This window comes from Brucella grignonensis (assembly GCF_002252505.1).
GTDB classification, from domain to species: domain Bacteria; phylum Pseudomonadota; class Alphaproteobacteria; order Rhizobiales; family Rhizobiaceae; genus Brucella; species Brucella grignonensis.
This window is the reverse complement of record NZ_NNRL01000148.1, coordinates 67,822-85,912: the sequence shown is the minus strand read 5'-3', so window position 1 is coordinate 85,912 and position 18,091 is coordinate 67,822. Positions and strand designations below refer to the sequence as shown.

The window sequence follows — 18,091 nt, the reverse complement described above, 5'->3', positions numbered from 1 at the left end:
TCTACAGCGGCAAACCGCTTTCCTTATCAAAGAGATGGATGTGTTCGGGCTTTGCCGTTACAGGAACTCGCTCTCCCGGTGCAAGGTGAATGCGTTCACGGAATACGGCCCGCACAGCTTCACCGGCAATTTTCCCATAAACATGGGTTTCCGGCCCTGTTGGTTCGACAACCTCAATAGCAAGCGTAAGCCCCTCACCGTCTTTCGCGATAATGAAATTTTCCGGCCTGATGCCGAGTTCCGCGCCACGCTCCGATATCTTGCGTCCCGGCGTAGAAATCTCTTCGCCGTCAGTTGTGCGGAACTTGCCACCCTCGATCACAGCACCCGGAATGAAGCTCATTGAAGGTGACCCGATGAACCCGGCCACAAACTTGTTGGCAGGTCGATCATACAGTTCAAGCGGTGCACCGATCTGCTGAATCTTGCCCTGATTCATAACCACGATGCGGTCGGCCATGGTCATGGCTTCGATCTGATCGTGCGTCACATAGATTACAGTTGATTTCAGCCGATGATGCAGCGCCTTGATTTCAGTGCGCATCTGTACTCGAAGCTGAGCATCCAGATTGGACAGGGGTTCATCGAACAGGAACACTGACGGTTCGCGTACAATTGCCCGGCCCATCGCAACACGCTGACGCTGACCGCCGGAAAGCTGGCGCGGATAGCGGTCGAGATAAGAATGTAAATTGAGAATCGATGCGGCTTTGTCCACCTTTGTCGCTGTGGTCGCGCTATCCTCCCCCCGAATGCGTGGGCCAAAACCGATATTCTCTCGTGCCGTCATATGCGGAAACAACGCATAAGACTGGAACACCATCGCGATATTGCGCTTTTGCGGTGGCAATTCATTGGCGCGCTCGCCGCCAATGATCAGATCGCCACCGGAAATCGGCTCCAGTCCCGCGACCATACGTAAAAGTGTGGACTTACCACAGCCGGACGGACCAACGAGGACGAGAAACTCGCCATCCTCAATCTCCAGATCAACGCGATCCAGAACATTCATCTGTCCGAAAGATTTGGTAATTCCACGCAGGGAAACATTTTTCATCACTCAGTTCCCACCTAAGATATCTTCAATAAATGGCCTGCAACCGGCCATCAGTCCGGCATCAACGGGCAGAATTGTGCCGGTTATGCCGGACGCCCGGTCAGATGCGAGAAAGGCAACCGCTTCGGCCACCTCATTAACGTTGACAATACGGCCCAGCGGATAAAGGCGCTTGAGCTTATCGAAAATAGCAGGGTCATTCTCGATGCGATGATCCCATGCCGGTGTATGGATTGAACCCGGGCACACAACATTGGCACGCAATCCCCGTTGCCCATATTCAACTGCAAGAGCACGGGCGAAAGCGTTGATACCTGCCTTGGCCGCCGCATAGGCTGGATTGCCGAAGTGCGAAAGCGCGTTAACAGAAGATATAAAGACAAAAGCACCACGGCCATTGGCCGCCATCTTCTGTGCAAGCGCTGCAGAAAACGAACAAACCCCGGTGAGATTGAGATCAATCTCCTGATTGATTCGCGCCTGATCAAGCTCTTCAAATGATTCAGCCCGGGTCCATCCGGCATTGTTGATAACAATATCAGGCACGCCGTCGGCATCTGTAATGGTGTTTACGGCAGACTGCAGCGCGTTGCGGTCAAGCAGGTCAAATGCATGACGACTGTAAAAATTATCGGCCTGCATAACCTCCAGACTGGAATCACAGCCAATAATTTTCGCTCCGCGCGATGAAAACATTTTCACAAGCGCTGTGCCGACACCGCCCCCGGCACCGGTAATCAATACGGATTTTCCGGCAAATTCGCCTGAATGCTCCACTCTCTTCCCCTTTAAAAGCACTTTTCGCGCATACTTATTCAGGCCAGCCTAAAAGTGAAAATGTAAGTTTGCAACAAAACTTTTTACTTGAAAGCGCAAAATTTGCCGATAATGTAAGAAAATAACAAAAATCAAGACGTCTTCACATGAAGCATGGGCAAACAAGGGAACGGGAAAATGTCTATCAATAAATGGAAGGCCGGCCTTTTGGCTGGATTGAGCATTCTGGCATTTGGTTCAGCTGCACAGGCTGGCGAAGTGCGTATGACGGTCGCTGAGTACAGCTCGAAGACCGGCCCATATTTTGAGGAAGTTAAGAAGGCCTTTGAAGCCGCAAACCCCGGCATCACGCTTAATTTTGAAGTCGTGCCATGGGACGTACTTCTGCAGAAACTGACCACCGACATTTCAGCTGGCACCAATGCCGATCTTTCGATCATCGGTACGCGCTGGCTGATCGACTTCGTACAGCAGGGCATCGCAGAACCGCTTGACGGCTATATGGACGATGCATTCAAGGGACGCTTCATCGAAACTTTCCTGTCGCCTTCGGTACTGGAAGGTAAAACTTACGGCCTGCCGATCGCGGCATCCGCTCGCGCCATGTACTATAACAAGGATCTCTTGGAAAAAGCTGGCGTTGCTAATCCTCCTGCAAACTGGGATGAAGTCAAAGCTGCCGCGGAGAAGATCAAGGCGCTTGGTGGTGAAAACTATGGTTTCGGCTTGCAGGGCAAGGAAATCGAAACCGACGTCTACTTCTATTATGGCATGTGGTCTTATGGTGCCGAAATCCTCAACAAGGATGGCACTTCAGGCCTGAGCACGCCGGGTGCGCTTGAAGCCGCAAAACTTTACAAGTCGATGATTGATGGCGGCCTGACACAGCCGGGCGTTACCTCCTACGCGCGTGAAGATGTGCAGAACCTCTTCAAGCAGGGCAAAGTCGGCATGATGATCACCGCGCCGTTCCTGTCGAACCAGATCAAGGAAGAAGCACCAAATCTGAAATATGGTGTGACTGCAATTCCTGCCGGTCCAACGGGCGCTCGCGGCACTTATGGCGTAACGGACTCCGTTATCATGTTCCAGAATTCCAAGAACAAGGAAGAGGCCTGGAAGGTTCTCGACTTCCTGTTCCAGACGGAATGGCGCGCCAAGTTTACGCAAGGAGAAGGCTTCCTACCTGTAAACAAGGAAGAAGCGAAGATGGATTATTACGTCAATAATGCCGATCTCGCTGCTTTCACTGCCCTGCTCCCTGATGCGCGCTTTGCGCCAATCATTCCGGGCTGGGAAGAAATCGCCGATATCACGTCCAATGCGATGCAGAGCATCTATCTTGGTCAGGGCGAACCGGAAGCTGTTCTTAAGGAAGCCGCCGCCAAAGCGGATGCAATCCTGAAGAAGTAATCCCGTCACCCCGGCAGCAGTCAAAACTCAAGACAGTTGAACCTGTTCTGCTGCCGGGTCCCTTTTATTCCGTGGATTTTTTGGCCGATGCAAAATCGCACCCTGCCCTATTTTCTGATCTTGCCAAGCCTGCTGCTGGCTGCGGTAGTGATCTTCTGGCCGGTCGTGCATCTCTTTGAGATCGCCACCCATGATGTGAACCGTTTCGGGCAATTGCGCGATTTCAACGACGGTGCAAACTTCACTGCCCTTTTCGCATCACCCGATTTTCTGAATGCATTGTGGCGAACAGCCGTATGGACGGTCGCCGTTGTCGGCGGCGCACTTGTCGTATCGATACCGGTTGCGATCATCCTGAATATGGATTTTTACGGTCGATCCGTCGCACGCGTCATCGTTATGCTTCCATGGGCAGTCTCTTTGACCATGACGGCAATCGTCTGGCGCTGGGCGCTGAACGGCGAAAGCGGAATGCTCAACTCCGCACTGCGCAATCTCGGCATTATCGACAGCAATATTCAGTGGCTGGCCAGCGCCACGACCGCCTTTCCAATGCAGGTTCTCGTGGGCATCTTGGTAACAGTGCCATTCACAACCACGATCTTTCTCGGTGGCCTCTCTTCCATTCCAGACGATCTTTACGAAGCTTCTTCCTTGGAAGGTGCCAGTCTCTGGCAGCAGTTTCGTGAAATCACCTTGCCGCTACTCAAGCCATTCGTGAACATCGCAATCGTGCTCAACACGATCTATGTGTTCAATTCGTTCCCGATCATTTGGGTAATGACACAGGGCGGACCGGCAAACACGACCGATATTCTTGTGACCCACCTTTACAAGCTGGCTTTCAGGCTTGGAAAACTCGGTGAAGCCTCGGCAGTCTCGCTGATCATGCTCGCCATCCTTCTGGTTTTCACAGCCTTCTATATCCGGCTGTCCATGCGGAGCGAACGCACATGATCGCACCCAAAATCAAACGCACCATCCTTGCCTGGATCATTCTCGCTCCGCTGATCGTGCTGACGCTGTTTCCTTTTGCGGTCATGTTCTTGACCGCAGTTAAGCCACCGCAGGAAGTCCTGTCGCCAACATGGTGGCCAAGCGAATTCCGCTGGCAGAATTTCTCTGAAATGTGGGTGCGAACCGGCTTTGGCAATGCATTGCTGAACTCGTTCTATGTCTCGATCATCGCTTCCGTTGGAGCGATCATCGTGTCCATTCCGGCGGCCTACGCCATGTCACGCTTTCGCTTTGTAGGCCATGGTGCATTCCGTCAGTTCCTGCTCGTTTCCCAGATGATATCGCCGATCGTGCTGGTGCTTGGCCTGTTCCGCCTGCTTGCAGCTTACGGATTGATCGAGAGTGTTACGGCGGTTGGCGCGATTTACATGGCCTTCAACATCGCCTTCACTGTCTGGATGCTACAGAGCTATTTTGACACCATTCCAAAAGACCTTGAAGAAGCGTCATGGATGGAAGGAGCTGGCCGCTTCAAAACGCTCGTCAAAGTGTTCCTGCCGCTCTGCATACCTGCCATCGCCGTAACCGCGATCTTCACTTTCATCAATGCATGGAACGAATTCGTGGTGGCGCTTACCATGTTGCGCAGTCAGAGCAGCTATACGCTTCCAATCCAGGTTTTCTCGTTAGTGGCGGGCCGTTACACCGTTGAATGGCATTACGTCATGGCCGCAACACTCGTCGCCACTCTACCCGTCGCGATCCTATTCATATGGCTGCAGCGTTACCTCATCAAAGGTCTTTCGCTCGGCGCTGTAAAATAAGCGGAGTTCAACATGTCCAAGAAACAGGCATTCGGCGCATCACATGTGCCGCTTTCCCCCGCCGTGCGTGCTGGCGACACCGTCTATATTTCGGGTCAGGTGCCAATGGGCGCTGATGGCAAGATCGTTGAAGGCAACATCGAAGCCCAGACCAAGCAGGTTCTTGAGAACATCAAGGCAGCACTGGCCCTCGCCGGGGCAAGCATGGAAGACGTCGTCAAAACGACGATCTGGCTCGAAGATGCACGCGATTTCGGGCGTATGAATGCGGTTTACGGGGCCTATTTCCCGAAAGACCCTCCGGCACGCACCACGGTCGAATCCCGTCTGATGATTGACATCAAGATAGAGATCGAAGCCATCGCCTACGCACCGCAAAAATAGCCCGGGCAAACCATATGCGTATTTTCACTGCGTCGCTTGCTACTGAAACCAATACTTTTTCGCCCGTACCAACTGACCGCGCGTCGTTTGAAATGGCTTTCTATGCAGCACCAGGCAAACACCCTGATACGCCGACGCTGTGTTCATCGCCAATCGTCGCATTGCGCAAGCGAGCGGCTGCGGAAGGGTTGACAGTTATCGAAGGCACCGCCACATGGGCCGAACCCGGTGGCTTGCTGCAGAAGCAGGCCTTTGAAGAACTGCGTGATGAAATCCTCGATCAGTTAAAAACTGCAATGCCGGTCGATGCCGTGGTGCTTGGCCTGCATGGAGCCATGGTTGCGCAAGGCTATGACGATTGTGAGGGGGATCTGTTGGAGCGTGTGCGTGCAATCGTGGGGCCAGATATTCTGGTTGCCAGCGAGTTCGATCCGCATAGCCATCTTACGCAAAAGCGGGTCGAAAATCTGAATATTTATGCTGCCTTTCTCGAATTTCCTCACACGGATTTTTATGAACGCGGCGAACATGTCGTGTCGATGGCGCTTGATACATTGAAGGGCAAAATCAAGCCTGTCATTTCCACCTTCGACTGCCGCATGATCGGGGTTTTCCCGACAAGCAAAGAACCAATGCGTTCATTTATCGATCGCATAAAGGCCATGCACGGCAAGGACGGCATACTTTCCATCTCTGTCATTCATGGCTTCATGGCGGCAGATGTCCCGGAAATGGGGACGCGCATTCTTGTCGTGACTGACAACGACCGTGCAAAAGGCGATGCGCTCGCAGAGAAGCTGGGACGTGAGCTTATCGGTATGCGTGAGCAGACATTGATGACGATGTACAACATCGATGACGGCATCGACCGCGCGATTGCTGCACATGCCGCCAATCCGACAAAGCCTGCCGTGATTGCCGATGTATGGGATAATCCAGGTGGTGGTGTTGCGGGCGACGGCACGCATATTCTGCGCAGGCTGATAGAGCGCAACATCCAGAAAGCCGCTGTTGCGACTATTTGGGATACGCTAGGCGTCACTTTTTGCCATGCGGCAGGCGAAGGCGCAGTGATTGATCTGCGTATCGGCGGAAAATCTGGTCCACTAGCCGGAGAGCCGATTGATGCGCGCGTGACCGTGATGAAAGTTTTGCCCGAAGGCTGGCAGAGCTTTGGCCTTAGTCGTGTCACGCTCGGACCTTCGGCAGTGGTGCGAATTGAGGGGACAGAAATAGATGTCATTCTCAACACCAACCGCACACAAACATTCGAACCGGATGTTTTCTCCAATAACGGCATTGATCCGATGCTAAAAGACATTCTGGTCGTCAAATCGACCAATCATTTTCATGCAGGCTTTGCGCCAATTGCGGCTGAGATCATTTATGTCGATGCACCAAGCTCTTATCCGGTCAATCCGCGCGCGACGAATTACCAAAAAATGACGCGGCCAATATGGCCGCGTGTCGATAACCCTTGGTAATAGAATTAGAGCAGTTCCAGCAAAAGTGCGAAGCGGTTTTGCGTCGGATAATGCGAAAAAACAAAGAGATAGAGCATTTCCAATGATTCAAGAAAAACAGGAAATGCTCTAGAAAGCGCGGGAAATTTCCCGCGCTTTATTTTTTAGTGGGCCAGATAGGTCGAAATAATCGGCACATAGGTGATCAGAGCCAGCATGATGAACAGTGCGAGGTACATGCTGAACGCCTGACGGGTGAAGTCGCCCACTCTGACCTTGGCAATATTACACACCATTAACATGACCGTACCAACCGGTGGTGTCAGCGTACCGATCGACAGATTTACGATGACGATGATACCGAAATGCACCGGATCGATACCCAGAGCCTTTACCGTCGGCATCAGGAGTGGCACCAGGACAATCATCAGCGCCGTACCCTCAATCAGCGCACCAAGCACAAGCAGGATGACGTTGACCGCAAGCAAAAATGCATAAGGATTGCTGGTGAAAGACGAGATCAGCTGCATCAGCGACTGGCCGGCCTGCTCCAACGAAAACACCCAGGCAAGTGCTGACGACGCCATGATAACCAGCATGACAGAAGCTGTGGACTTGGCGGTTTCGATCAGGGAGTCCACCACATGCGATACACGCATTTCGCGATAGATCACAAAACCGATAATCAGCACCAGCGTAACCGCTACGGCACCGGCTTCTGTCGGCGTGAAGATATTGAGGCGAATACCGCCAATGATTGCAAGCAAAAGCACGACAGCAGGCCAGGCAGAGGCAAGTGTGGATGCTACTTCGGCACCGCTCATTCGCGTCTCGCGGCTTGGCTTATAGCCACGTTTTACCGATGTGATATAGGCCGCGATCATCAGGATAACCGCCCCCATGATGCCCGGAATCACACCCGCCATGAACATCTTGCCAATGGAAACGTCCGCAATCAGGCCATAAATGATCAGCGCGATACCCGGAGGAATGATCGGCGTAATCAGTGAACCGGCTGCTGTGACCGCGCATGAGAATGCTTTATCATAGCCACGCTTGACCATTTCCGGCACCATCATGCGGGTCAACATGGCGCTATCAGCCAGATTGGACGCACTGACACCGCCCATCAGAGTGGAGACCATGACGTTGGTGAGCGCCATACCGCCACGCATACGGCCAACCAGAATATCTGCAACTTTGATCAGACGTTCCGCAATGCCGGTATGTGACATCACCGTACCAAGCATGATGAAGAACGGAATGGCTAGCAGCGATGTATTCTGTGCAGGGCTGATGAACCGCTGAACTGCGATTGCAATCGGCATCTGATTAAAGAAAATAAAATAGGTAAAGACCGCAATCAGAATGGCCACATAAAGGCGCATGTTGAGCGCGATCAGCGCCAGCATGATGAGAACGATGGTGGTCAGGTTCATGCCTTGCCTCCCGCAAAAGCGGCGCGCAAGGATTTGAAAGCGCCAGTAAACATATAAAGAGCGATGATGACGAAACCGACAGGTACTGCGATATCGATCCAGTAATAGGAAATCCGCAAGACGTCAGTCACCTTGAACTGAGCCGCAACCGACAGCTTGTATCCGGCATAGGACACATAGAGCAGAAACAGTCCGGAAAGGATCGAGATGATTGAATTAATCACATCGCGGATCTTTTCGGGCAAAATCTCTACAAGCATTGGAATAGCAAGATGCTGGTTGTCACGTTCCGCTGCAACACTGCCAAGCATGATGATCCAGATCATCAACAAGCCAGAAATTTCTTCCGTCCATTGCAGCGGCTGGTGCAACCAATAGCGCATCACCACCGCCACATTGAACAGCGCGAGCAGAATGAACAGCGGAGCAGCTGCAAGCCAGTCGATCAGTTTTTCAAAAAGTTTCATCGGATTAAATTCCATACAGATGCCATGCCGCAGTAGAACTGCGACATGGCAATATCCGAATTGAGATGGATCAGTTCTTCAGTTCTTCTTTGATCTTTTCGTAAAGACCTGGCGACCATTCCGGGAACTGCGTGTAGACCTTTTCAGCAAGCGCCTTGAAAGGAGCGCGGTCGACATCGATGATCTCGACGCCGGCTTCCTTCATCTTCCCGATCATTTCATTGTCTTTTTCGATCGTCAGCTTCTGGCTGTAGAGGCCTGCATCATAGGCGGACTCATGGATCATCTTGAGCTGTTCTTCTGGCAGCGTTGAGAAGAAAGCCTCACCGCCGACGATGAGCGCCACGTTGGTCAGATAGCCGACCTTGCTCAGATATTTGGCTTCTTCCTGGAACTTCTGGCCGTAAAGAACCGAAATCGGGTTCTCAACGCCATCGATCACACCCTGCGCCAGTGCCGGGAAGGTTTCGCCCAGCGGCATCGGGGTCGGCGTTGCGCCCATGGCCTCAAAGGTCTTGATCTGCATGACGTTGTTCGGCACGCGGATTTTCATCCCCTTCAGGTCTTCCGGTGTGCGGATCGGCTTCTTGGAAATGATCTGACGAATGCCGTAGAGATAATTCGGCATTACGATATGAATGCCCTTCTTCTTCAGCTCTTCGCTCTTTTCTTTGAACCAGGGACCATCATAAACTTTGAAAAGCTGTGCCGGATCATCGGTCAGGAACGGGCCATAAAGCACGCCGAGGTCCGGATCATATTCCGCCAGAAAGCCAACGTCGGAAATGGTCACGACATTGAGGCCCATCATGGCCTGCTCGGTCACATCTTTCTTGGAGCCGAGCTGTGAGCTAGGGTAAAGCTCAAGCGTGATTTCGCCATTGCTGCGCTTGGCAAGATCATCTTTCCAGTAGTGCATAACCTGATCAAAAGGCTCGCCGGGATTGTTTTCATAGGCAACCTTGATCGAAACATTGGCAGCATAGGCCGCGATGCTTCCAGCCAGCAACATGCCAGCCGCGAGCGCACCGGTAACAAACTTCTTCATTTGTATCCTCCCGTTAGGGTCCTTGTTTTATGGCCATAAGGCCGGTTTCCTCCGCATCATCTCCATGCCATTCCTTCCCTGGCACGGAGATGCGCTTCGATTTCAGTCGCGTTCGATGATGATCTTCAAAACGTTGCGGTCGCCGTCCCAGTAGGGAAGTGCCGTTTCAGCTTCATCGAACGGAAATACCTTCGAGATCAGCTTGTCGGCATTCGCCCCCAGCTTTTCCAGATGTGCAATGACGGCCTCGAAATCAGTGAGTGTCGCATTGCGCGATCCCATGATGTCCAGTTCTTTGAGATTGAAGAACTGGGTCTGATAGGTCACCGGCGATTTGGAATAGCCGACATAGACCACACGACCGGCAAAGCCTGCGAGATCAACTGCCTGCGTGAAAGTGATCGGTAGACCGACCGCTTCAAAGGCCACATCAACACCATCATCGTTGGTTAGCTCTTGCACCTTTGCGACGACATCTTCGCCGCCCGGCAGTGCATGTATTGCGCCTAACTTCAGAGCCAGTTCACGCTTTTCCGCACTTGGATCGATGGCGATCACCTTGGCACCACGCGCAACGGCACCAATCAGCACGCCCATGCCGATCATGCCGCAGCCGAGAACCGCTACCGTATCACCAGCCTGAACGCGTCCGCGTTCAACCGCATGAAAACCGACCGAAAGCGGCTCGACCAGTGCGAGATGACGCGGCGCAAGCGTATCATTCAGGATCAGCTTTTCGGCTGGCAGCACAATCTGCTCTGCCAGTCCGCCATTTTGCTGAACACCGAGAGTCTTGTTGTAACGACAGGCATTCAATCGGCCTTTCCGACACGACGAGCACTTACCGCAATTGGTGTAAGGCAACACGATAACGCGTTTACCCTTGGCATAGGCCGCGCTCACACCCTCACCCGCCTCGATGATTTCGCCGCCGATTTCATGGCCGGGAATGCGTGGCAGTTCCACCAGCGGATTAAGCCCCTTGAACGTATTCAGATCGCTGCCGCAAAGCCCCACATGCTTCACGCTCACCCGGACATGGCCAGGCAAAAGTGGCGCTTCCGGAATTTCAGCAAAACGAGTTACGTTCTCGCTCTCGATACGCAGAGCTTTGACCATCAGAATATTCCTGTCATTTTTATTGCATGGAGCGGATCAGGTTACGGCGCCGACCTGCCACGGTACGAATTCGTTATCGCCATAGTCGTAGATTTCACTCAGCGTCTGCTCACCGGAAGCCACTGCGATAATGTGCTCGAAAATGCGCGTGCCGGACTCTTCGATGGTTTCATCACCTGTGACGATGCCACCGCAATTGAAGTCCATGTCTTCCTTCATGTGTTCGTACATTTCGGAATTGGTTGCGATCTTGATGCAAGGCGCAGGCTTGAAACCCGACACTGATCCGCGTCCTGTGGTAAAGCAGATGACGTTACAACCACCGGCCACCTGTCCGGTCACGGCAACCGGGTCGTAGCCCGGCGTATCCATGAAAGTGAAACCCTGTTCGGTTACGGTTTCAGCAAATTCATAGACAGCCTTGAGAGGCATTGAGCCGCCCTTGGCAACAGCACCCAGCGACTTTTCAAGAATGGTAGTCAGGCCACCGAGCTTGTTTCCATGCGATGGATTATTGTTCAGCTCGTCGCCATTGCGGGCCGTATAATCGCGCCACCAGTCGATGCGCTGTAACAGCTTTTCCGCGACAGCAGGCGTGACTGCGCGGCGTGTCAAAAGATGTTCCGCGCCATAGATTTCCGGCGTTTCCGAAAGAACGGTCGTACCACCATTGCGCACGATAAGGTCCGAGGCATAGCCCAATGCCGGATTGGCCGAAATGCCGGAATAGCCGTCAGAACCACCGCATTCGAGTGCAACCTTGAGCTTCGACAAAGGCTGTGGCGTGCGCTTGGCAGAATTCACCAGCGGCAGCATTTCCTTGATCTCGGCAATCGCATGATCGATTGTCTTGCGCGTACCGCCATGCTGCTGGATCGTCATGGTGCGCAGGCGTGCGCCTTCTTCCATGCGATAATGTTCCATGATCGGCGCAATCTGGTTGGTTTCGCAGCCAAGACCGATCAGCAAAATGCCACCGAAATTCGGATGCTTCGCATAGCCCTGAATGGTGCGGGTCAAAAGGCGATAGCCTTCCGACTTGGTGTTGAGCGCGCAGCCGCTGCCATGGGTTAGCGCTACCACGCCATCGACGTTCTCAAAGCCGTCGAGACCGCCCATGCGGTTGAAATAATCCGCAATGTAGCGAGACACGGTTGCAGAGCAGTTTACCGATGAAATGACACCGATATAGTTGCGCGTACCGACGCCACCGAAACCGCGATCATAGCCCATGAACTGGCGGCGCTCCGCTTCCGGCAGCATACCGCGTTCTTCAATATCGACCGAAAACTGATGCTCATGTTCGGAAGGCAGCATTGCGAGGTTATGCAGATGCACATGCTCGCCAACCGCGATGTCCTGCGTGGCAACGCCAATCACCTGCCCGTATTTGAGCACTTCTTTGCCTTGCGGAATATCATGCAGAGCCACCTTGTGACCACGCCCGATCAGATCGCGCGCGATGACGTCACCAAGTCCGATCGGATCGCCTGCGCGAACCGAAATACGCGCAACCGCCACATCGTCGGAGGGATGCAAAAGGATTACCGGCGTCACAGCCGAGACAGCCTTGTCGTTCATTGTTCTGACCTCACTCCCAAAACCGCCACGGCGATCAATATGAGCCTCATTTCAGCAGCTCCAGTTAAGACTGAACCGTTGGAACCGCTGTAACTATTTGTTTTTACGCATTATCCAACGCAAAACCGCTTCGCACTTTTTGCTGGAAATACTTTATCTAGGCTCGTTTTCCATCCATCGCTGCTTTGATGTATCCAAATGCGTGCGCATCGCTGCCTGCGCCAGAAGCGGATCCCTCGCCTCCAGTGCTGCAAAAATCTTTTCATGTTCAGCCAAAGCATATGTCCATGTTTCGGCATTCTCGTAACGCGTACGCATCTGTGCCGTGAGCGGACTATGCCGCTCGTCAAACAAGTCGCGTACAATACGCGTCACGACTGAATTACCTGACTGTTCGGCAATAATAAGATGGAACTGACGATCCAGCTCAATCGGCTTGCGCTCAGCGTCGATCTGCAACCGCATGGCATCGAGATTACTGCGCAGACGCTCCAGCACTTCCTGAGTAATCTGGCTGCAAGCCATAATCACCGCACTGCCCTCAACAAGCGAGCGCGCCTGCATGATTTCGAGCGGGCTTTCGCCAATTGAGCCGCCTTGTGCCGGAAGCCGCGTTTCTTCGGCAGCAACATAGATGCCGGAACCCATGCGAATTTCGACATTACCTGCAATTTCAAGTGCGATGAGTGCTTCACGCAATGACGGGCGCGACACGCCCAGCTGATGCGCGAGTTCGCGTTCAGCGGGAAGCCTGCTTCCAGCCGGAAAATGGCCTTCGCGGATCAGATGACGGACCCGGTCGGCAATCTGTTGGTAAAGCCTCCGTGGTTCCACGGAGCCAATATGCTCACTCATGCTCTCTCCCAAATTGGCCTTACCATATTTTGAAGAGACCGAAAGTGCAATATTATCTATGTCATTGTTATTGCTATATATTGATAATTTCGTCAGTTTTGTCGCAGTTCGCTTTAGGTCATTTTTAAAGAGTGGCTTGACCAATTTTACCCACTGCAATAGCTATTCCAGCGTATTCAAGGGAGGGTTTCATGACCGATCAGCCAACGATTCTACAGTTCGGAACGAGCCGCTTTCTGCTCGGACATGCGGATTTCTTCATCTCGGAAGCGCTGGCGAAAGGCGATGCCATCGGCACGGTCGCAATCGTCCAGACCACTTCCAATCCAGAAAGCGCGCGACGCATCACAGCGCTTAATAGTGGCGAAGGCTATCCAGTCATTATTCGCGGCTTACGCGACGGCAAGCCGGTTGATGAAAATCATCAGGCCAAAAGCGTAAGTGCCGCCTATTCCGCTCATGCCGATTGGCAGACGATCCGCGACCTTGCTGCACAGGTTCAGGTGATCCTGTCCAATACCGGCGACAAAGGTTTTGAGCTCGACGCCGGCGATGATGTTTCTCTGCTCACCGAGACCGACCGCCTGCCGAAAAGCTTCCCTGCGAAGCTGCTTGTGTTGTTGCACCATCGCTGGCAGGTCAATCCCGATGCATCACTGTCGATTTTCCCTTGCGAGCTGATCTCGCGCAATGGCGACAAGCTGCGCTCGATTGTGCTTGATCTTGCAGAAAGCTGGAGCCTGCCGAAAGCGTTCACGCAATGGATTGAAAGCAATTGTGTTTTTGCCAACAGCCTCGTTGACCGCATCGTATCAGAACCGATCAATCCGGTCGGTGCAATTGCTGAACCCTATGCGATCTGGGCCATCGAACAGGCTGACAGGCTCACACTTCCCTGCACGCATCCCGACATCGTCGTGACGGACAATCTTGCACTTTATGAGCGGCTCAAGCTCTATCTGCTTAATCTCGGCCATAGTTTCATTGCCGAACAATGGCTGAACGGCAATCGTCCGAAGAATGAAATCGTGCTGGAAGCCATGCAGGATGAAACGATCCGCAATGAACTTGAAGCGCTTTGGCGCGAAGAAGTTCTGCCGGTCTTTGCCGCTGATGGTCTCAGCGAACAGGCAGAAGCTTATGTTGTTTCCGTTCGCGAGCGCTTTCTCAACCCGTTCCTGAAGCACCGCATCGCAGACATTGCTTCAAATCACGCAGAAAAGAAGCAGCGCCGCTTTGCGCCCATCATTGCTCGCGCGAAGGAACTCGGCCTCGATCTGGAGCAGCGTCGCCTGAAGGCGGCTGTCGGCTGATCCAGTCATTTAGCTCAATTTCGGCGCGTTCCAACGCACTGTAATTTAAAAGCTTACGCAAAAGCGCAATCGTCACAGCACGAGCACGGAGGTTGAACCGCCCCTCCTCCGGCTCGCCTTTTTCCTGATAGACACCAAGCTTTTCATAGAGTTGCTGCAATCTGTTCTGAACGCTTCTCAGCGACAGGTTACGGCGACGCGCGATGACACGATCCGTCAGGCCAAGTGCTATATCGATCAGAATTTCATATTCGCTTTCACTGAACCCGCTCGCGTGACCGAGGCTTTTTTGCTGCAAGCCGCGCACTTCGCGGTCGATCACACATTGCGCTTCGACAAAAATGCTGCGGAGTGCCAAGCGCAGCTTGTCGTCGGAAGCCGATTTCAGCACATAGCCATAGGCCGCCCCTTCCGGCACGATGCGCGAGACGCCCCGCACATAGGCTTCGTCGGCATAATTCGACCAGAACAAAATGCGCGTTTCAGGGTTTTCCTTCCAGATTGTGCGGGCTGCCTCGATGCCATTTCGTCCGCTCATTTGTAAATCCATCACAATATGGGCAGAGCGATGCATCCGTGCCAGTTTCTCACCCGCCGAACCATTATCCGCTTCCAGCACATCACCGCATTCGGGCAATGCGGCCCGAATTGCCTCGCCTAAATAGGTGCGATGCAACGGATCATCCTCCACGATCAGAACCTGCATCTTACCCTCCATTTGGCTCACACATTTCCGGCGGCAGATGGATCGTCACGCATGTGCCGCTGCCCTCCGTATTTTTCCTGATGGCGAAGCTTGCCGAAATCAGCCGCGCCCGCGTGCGCATATTATCGATGCCATGACCAATACGCTGCGCCTGACGATCCATGCCAATGCCGTCATCCATAACTTCAACGAGAAGCCGACCACCCTTATCGCGGAGACGAACGTGAATTTTTCCGGCGAGAGCGTGACGAATGGCATTGTTGATTGCTTCCTGCACAATGCGGAAAAGCGAGGTCGCGACCGTCTCTTCAAGCCTGTCGGTCATGCCGTCGCTCTGGTCTTCCAGAAACCATTCAATCGCAGCGCCGCTTTCGCGGATGGAGCGATCCAGATGGTTCTCTGTCGCCTGCGCAAAACCGAAAAGTTGAAGTACGGAAGGCTTTGCTTCTTCAATGATTTGACGCAAATCCTGCATGCAGTGCTGCAAGCCACGGAACAGCGGCTCAAGCTGTTCACCGGAAAGGTCGGGCGCGCGTGTCAGCTGCTCCACATGGCGGGCGAGACGTGTGAGATCAGCCAAGGTTTGATCGTGCAAATCCATGCCGATACGATGCCGTTCAATCTCCAGAGCCTCAGTGAGTTTGAGGGCACCAAAGCGCAAGCCCTCTTCGCGCGCCCGCGCTTCTGTCTCGACAATTGCCGAGCGCTTGGCCTGTTCAGCAGCACGGATTGCGAAGAAATAGGGAGCCAGAAGATCGGCAATCGATTGGGCATTTTCCACGTCGCGCGCCGAATAGCAGCCCGATTGCAAACTGGAGCAGCTCAACGCTCCGATAATATCGCCCTGCGCTTTCAGCGGCACATGGAGGCGAGCCTTGAGATCATGTTCGATAATCGGCGTTGAGAATGATCCCTCGAAATGAAAGCGGGGGTCGGTACGTGCATCATCTGTTAGCAGATGTTCAACCTCTCCGGACAGGAGCGTGCGAATTGGGCTTCCTGATAAAAGCGCAGGCGGGTTACGGCTCCAAGCCGTCTCTATCCCACTTTCATAAGCGATGTGAAACTTACCATCGACCATCTTGATACAGACATCGAGATGATCATAAGGCAGGATGTGATTAATCTCTGCGGCAACAGCCTGAATGATGGAATCGAAATCGAGCTGCCCTGCCAGCAATCTGGAGATATTCAGATAGCGGTCCAGCAGGCGCGCAGGCGGTAGTTCCAGCAAGCGACTCTCCTCCCAAAGACAGATTGCTTTGCTCTTATAATACGCCGCACCCCCATCGGCGCGTCTTGCGGGTTCCCGCAATTTTGCTGCGTAAATCCGCAGCACGGTTGCTTCGATCGGCCTTCACAGCGCAACGCATTTATTTCATTCTCGCTTCACCAGAAAACTGCCCGCAAGACAATAGGTAATGTGATGCGAAAAAACTGGGACCGTTGAGGAGCGGTCGTGCGGGAGGCTTCGCACAAAAAGGATTCAAACGGACCGAAACGTTGAGAACGCTGCGGTGCTGCAAATTTGTAACTGGGAGGAATGAAATGAAGCTTGGCAAAATTCTTTTGGCATCCGCCGCACTCGCCGCATTGATGGCGAGCGGTAGCGCATTTGCCGATACATCATCGAAAAAGATCGCCTTCTCGAACAATTATGCTGGCAACTCGTGGCGTCAGGCCATGTTACAGAGCTGGGACAAGGTGACGAAGGAAGCCGTCAGCACAGGTGCAGTTTCTGCAGCCGATGCGTTCACCACCGCTGAAAATCAGGCCACCGAGCAGGCAGCGCAAATCCAGAACATGATTTTGCAAGGCTATGATGCCATCGTCATCAATGCCGCATCGCCAACCGCTCTTAACGGGGCCGTCAAGGAAGCCTGTGATGCGGGCATCACCGTCGTTTCGTTCGACGGTATCGTCACCGAGCCTTGCGCATGGCGCATTGCGGTTGACTTCAAGGCTATGGGCGAAGGTCAGGTTGATTATCTCGCAAAGCGCCTGCCAGACGGCGGCAATCTGCTTGAAATCCGTGGCCTTGCGGGTGTTTCGGTCGATGACCAGATCCATGCTGGCATTCAAGACGGCGTGAAGAAGCATCCGAACTTCAAGATCGTTGGCTCGGTCCATGGCGATTGGGCAGCTGATGTTGCACAGCGCGCAGTCGCAGGCGTGCTGCCAAGCCTGCCTAAGATCGATGCCGTTGTAACGCAGGGCGGCGACGGCTACGGCGCAGCGCAGGCCTTCGCCGTTGCCAAGCGCGAAACGCCGATCATCATCATGGGCAACCGCGAAGACGAGCTGCAGTGGTGGAAGAGCCAAAAGGACGCCAACGGTTATCAAACCATGTCGGTTTCGATTGCGCCTGGCGTTTCAACGCTCGCTTTCTGGGTCGCGCAGCAGATCCTCGACGGCAAGGAAGTCAAGAAAGATCTCGTCGTTCCGTTTCTGAGCGTCAGCCAGGAATCTCTCGATAAGGACCTCGGCAATACCCAGAAGGGTGGCGTTGCGAATGTCGAATATTCGCTCGAAGACGCACAGAAGGTCATCGCAGAAGCGAAATAACGCGTTTCTCCCAGGGAGTGGGCATTTCCGATGCCCACTCCTCTTCCCTCACCTCTAGAGTATTTCCTATTTTTCTTGAAACATTAGAAATGCTCTATCTCTTTGTTTTTTCGCATTATCCGA

Annotated in this window: 17 protein-coding genes; 7 read left to right on the top strand and 10 right to left on the bottom strand. The window is 53.3% G+C overall.

Annotated features, from left to right (window positions below; all coding sequences use genetic code 11):
- Position 1 precedes the first annotated feature (1 nt).
- Entirely contained in the window at positions 2 to 1,057 is a 1,056-nt protein-coding gene (locus CEV33_RS03515; RefSeq protein WP_094539074.1) for an ABC transporter ATP-binding protein, read from the bottom strand.
- A 3-nt stretch (positions 1,058 to 1,060) separates the two neighbouring features.
- Positions 1,061 to 1,834, bottom strand: a complete 774-nt coding sequence (locus CEV33_RS03510) for an SDR family oxidoreductase (protein WP_094539073.1) — start codon at positions 1,832 to 1,834, stop codon at positions 1,061 to 1,063.
- 177 nt (positions 1,835 to 2,011) lie between these two features.
- On the opposite strand from CEV33_RS03510, the gene CEV33_RS03505 reads away from it, so the two are divergent.
- The 5 genes from CEV33_RS03505 (at position 2,012) to CEV33_RS03485 (ending at position 6,896) form a co-directional block, all read left to right on the top strand.
- Complete coding sequence (locus tag CEV33_RS03505) at positions 2,012 to 3,247, top strand: ABC transporter substrate-binding protein (RefSeq protein ID WP_094539072.1); 1,236 nt, start codon at positions 2,012 to 2,014, stop codon at positions 3,245 to 3,247.
- Between the two features lie 87 nt (positions 3,248 to 3,334).
- Complete coding sequence (locus tag CEV33_RS03500) at positions 3,335 to 4,204, top strand: carbohydrate ABC transporter permease (RefSeq protein WP_024896373.1); 870 nt, start codon at positions 3,335 to 3,337, stop codon at positions 4,202 to 4,204.
- Positions 4,201 to 5,028 carry a carbohydrate ABC transporter permease gene (locus CEV33_RS03495; protein WP_167388114.1) on the top strand — a complete coding sequence of 276 codons (828 nt, stop codon included), beginning with the start codon at positions 4,201 to 4,203 and terminating at the stop codon, positions 5,026 to 5,028. The genes CEV33_RS03500 and CEV33_RS03495 overlap by 4 nt, the downstream gene beginning before the upstream one ends.
- A 12-nt stretch (positions 5,029 to 5,040) precedes the next feature.
- On the top strand, positions 5,041 to 5,412 hold the full coding sequence (locus CEV33_RS03490; RefSeq protein ID WP_094539071.1) for a RidA family protein: 372 nt from the start codon (positions 5,041 to 5,043) through the stop codon (positions 5,410 to 5,412).
- A gap of 14 nt (positions 5,413 to 5,426) precedes the next feature.
- Positions 5,427 to 6,896, top strand: a complete 1,470-nt coding sequence (locus CEV33_RS03485; RefSeq protein ID WP_094539070.1) for a M81 family metallopeptidase — start codon at positions 5,427 to 5,429, stop codon at positions 6,894 to 6,896.
- Positions 6,897 to 7,039: 143 nt separating this feature from the next.
- Here CEV33_RS03485 and CEV33_RS03480 read toward each other — a convergent pair whose 3' ends face one another.
- The 6 genes from CEV33_RS03480 to CEV33_RS03455 form a co-directional block, all read right to left on the bottom strand.
- On the bottom strand, positions 7,040 to 8,314 hold the full coding sequence (locus CEV33_RS03480) for a TRAP transporter large permease (protein ID WP_094539069.1): 1,275 nt from the start codon (positions 8,312 to 8,314) through the stop codon (positions 7,040 to 7,042).
- Positions 8,311 to 8,781 carry a TRAP transporter small permease gene (locus tag CEV33_RS03475; RefSeq protein ID WP_094539068.1) on the bottom strand — a complete coding sequence of 157 codons (471 nt, stop codon included), beginning with the start codon at positions 8,779 to 8,781 and terminating at the stop codon, positions 8,311 to 8,313. Before CEV33_RS03475 ends, CEV33_RS03480 begins: the two co-directional genes overlap by 4 nt.
- A gap of 70 nt (positions 8,782 to 8,851) precedes the next feature.
- Entirely contained in the window at positions 8,852 to 9,829 is a 978-nt protein-coding gene (locus CEV33_RS03470; RefSeq protein ID WP_094539067.1) for a C4-dicarboxylate TRAP transporter substrate-binding protein, read from the bottom strand.
- 102 nt (positions 9,830 to 9,931) lie between these two features.
- On the bottom strand, positions 9,932 to 10,948 hold the full coding sequence (locus CEV33_RS03465) for a zinc-binding alcohol dehydrogenase family protein (RefSeq protein ID WP_094539066.1): 1,017 nt from the start codon (positions 10,946 to 10,948) through the stop codon (positions 9,932 to 9,934).
- Positions 10,949 to 10,984: 36 nt separating this feature from the next.
- Positions 10,985 to 12,529, bottom strand: a complete 1,545-nt coding sequence (locus tag CEV33_RS03460) for a UxaA family hydrolase (protein ID WP_094539065.1) — start codon at positions 12,527 to 12,529, stop codon at positions 10,985 to 10,987.
- 153 nt (positions 12,530 to 12,682) lie between these two features.
- Entirely contained in the window at positions 12,683 to 13,384 is a 702-nt protein-coding gene (locus CEV33_RS03455) for a FadR/GntR family transcriptional regulator (RefSeq protein WP_094539064.1), read from the bottom strand.
- Positions 13,385 to 13,575: 191 nt separating this feature from the next.
- On the opposite strand from CEV33_RS03455, the gene CEV33_RS03450 reads away from it, so the two are divergent.
- Positions 13,576 to 14,697 (top strand): mannitol dehydrogenase family protein, encoded by a 1,122-nt coding sequence (locus CEV33_RS03450; RefSeq protein ID WP_094539063.1) that lies wholly within the window; start codon positions 13,576 to 13,578, stop codon positions 14,695 to 14,697.
- Here CEV33_RS03450 and CEV33_RS03445 read toward each other — a convergent pair.
- Entirely contained in the window at positions 14,630 to 15,403 is a 774-nt protein-coding gene (locus CEV33_RS03445; RefSeq protein ID WP_094539062.1) for a response regulator transcription factor, read from the bottom strand. The two genes, CEV33_RS03450 and CEV33_RS03445, sit on opposite strands and share 68 nt — an antisense overlap.
- A 1-nt stretch (position 15,404) precedes the next feature.
- A complete protein-coding gene (locus CEV33_RS03440; RefSeq protein ID WP_094539061.1) occupies positions 15,405 to 16,637 on the bottom strand; it encodes a GAF domain-containing sensor histidine kinase in 1,233 nt (410 codons plus the stop codon).
- 314 nt (positions 16,638 to 16,951) lie between these two features.
- On the opposite strand from CEV33_RS03440, the gene CEV33_RS03435 reads away from it, so the two are divergent.
- Positions 16,952 to 17,968 (top strand): ABC transporter substrate-binding protein, encoded by a 1,017-nt coding sequence (locus CEV33_RS03435; protein WP_094539060.1) that lies wholly within the window; start codon positions 16,952 to 16,954, stop codon positions 17,966 to 17,968.
- Positions 17,969 to 18,091: the final 123 nt, after the last annotated feature.

Excerpts from the sequence above, each read along its gene's own strand:
- CEV33_RS03455 (WP_094539064.1), bottom strand. The coding sequence starts at position 13,384 with ATGAGTGAGCATATTGGCTCCGTGGAACCACGGAGGCTTTACCAACAG.
- CEV33_RS03435 (WP_094539060.1), top strand. The coding sequence starts at position 16,952 with ATGAAGCTTGGCAAAATTCTTTTGGCATCCGCCGCACTCGCCGCATTG.
- CEV33_RS03485 (WP_094539070.1), top strand. The coding sequence starts at position 5,427 with ATGCGTATTTTCACTGCGTCGCTTGCTACTGAAACCAATACTTTTTCG.
- CEV33_RS03445 (WP_094539062.1), bottom strand. The coding sequence starts at position 15,403 with ATGCAGGTTCTGATCGTGGAGGATGATCCGTTGCATCGCACCTATTTA.
- CEV33_RS03470 (WP_094539067.1), bottom strand. The coding sequence starts at position 9,829 with ATGAAGAAGTTTGTTACCGGTGCGCTCGCGGCTGGCATGTTGCTGGCT.
- CEV33_RS03505 (WP_094539072.1), top strand. The coding sequence starts at position 2,012 with ATGTCTATCAATAAATGGAAGGCCGGCCTTTTGGCTGGATTGAGCATT.
- CEV33_RS03490 (WP_094539071.1), top strand. The coding sequence starts at position 5,041 with ATGTCCAAGAAACAGGCATTCGGCGCATCACATGTGCCGCTTTCCCCC.
- CEV33_RS03465 (WP_094539066.1), bottom strand. The coding sequence starts at position 10,948 with ATGGTCAAAGCTCTGCGTATCGAGAGCGAGAACGTAACTCGTTTTGCT.
- CEV33_RS03450 (WP_094539063.1), top strand. The coding sequence starts at position 13,576 with ATGACCGATCAGCCAACGATTCTACAGTTCGGAACGAGCCGCTTTCTG.
- CEV33_RS03515 (WP_094539074.1), bottom strand. The coding sequence starts at position 1,057 with ATGAAAAATGTTTCCCTGCGTGGAATTACCAAATCTTTCGGACAGATG.
- CEV33_RS03480 (WP_094539069.1), bottom strand. The coding sequence starts at position 8,314 with ATGAACCTGACCACCATCGTTCTCATCATGCTGGCGCTGATCGCGCTC.
- CEV33_RS03460 (WP_094539065.1), bottom strand. The coding sequence starts at position 12,529 with ATGAACGACAAGGCTGTCTCGGCTGTGACGCCGGTAATCCTTTTGCAT.
- CEV33_RS03475 (WP_094539068.1), bottom strand. The coding sequence starts at position 8,781 with ATGAAACTTTTTGAAAAACTGATCGACTGGCTTGCAGCTGCTCCGCTG.
- CEV33_RS03500 (WP_024896373.1), top strand. The coding sequence starts at position 3,335 with ATGCAAAATCGCACCCTGCCCTATTTTCTGATCTTGCCAAGCCTGCTG.
- CEV33_RS03495 (WP_167388114.1), top strand. The coding sequence starts at position 4,201 with ATGATCGCACCCAAAATCAAACGCACCATCCTTGCCTGGATCATTCTC.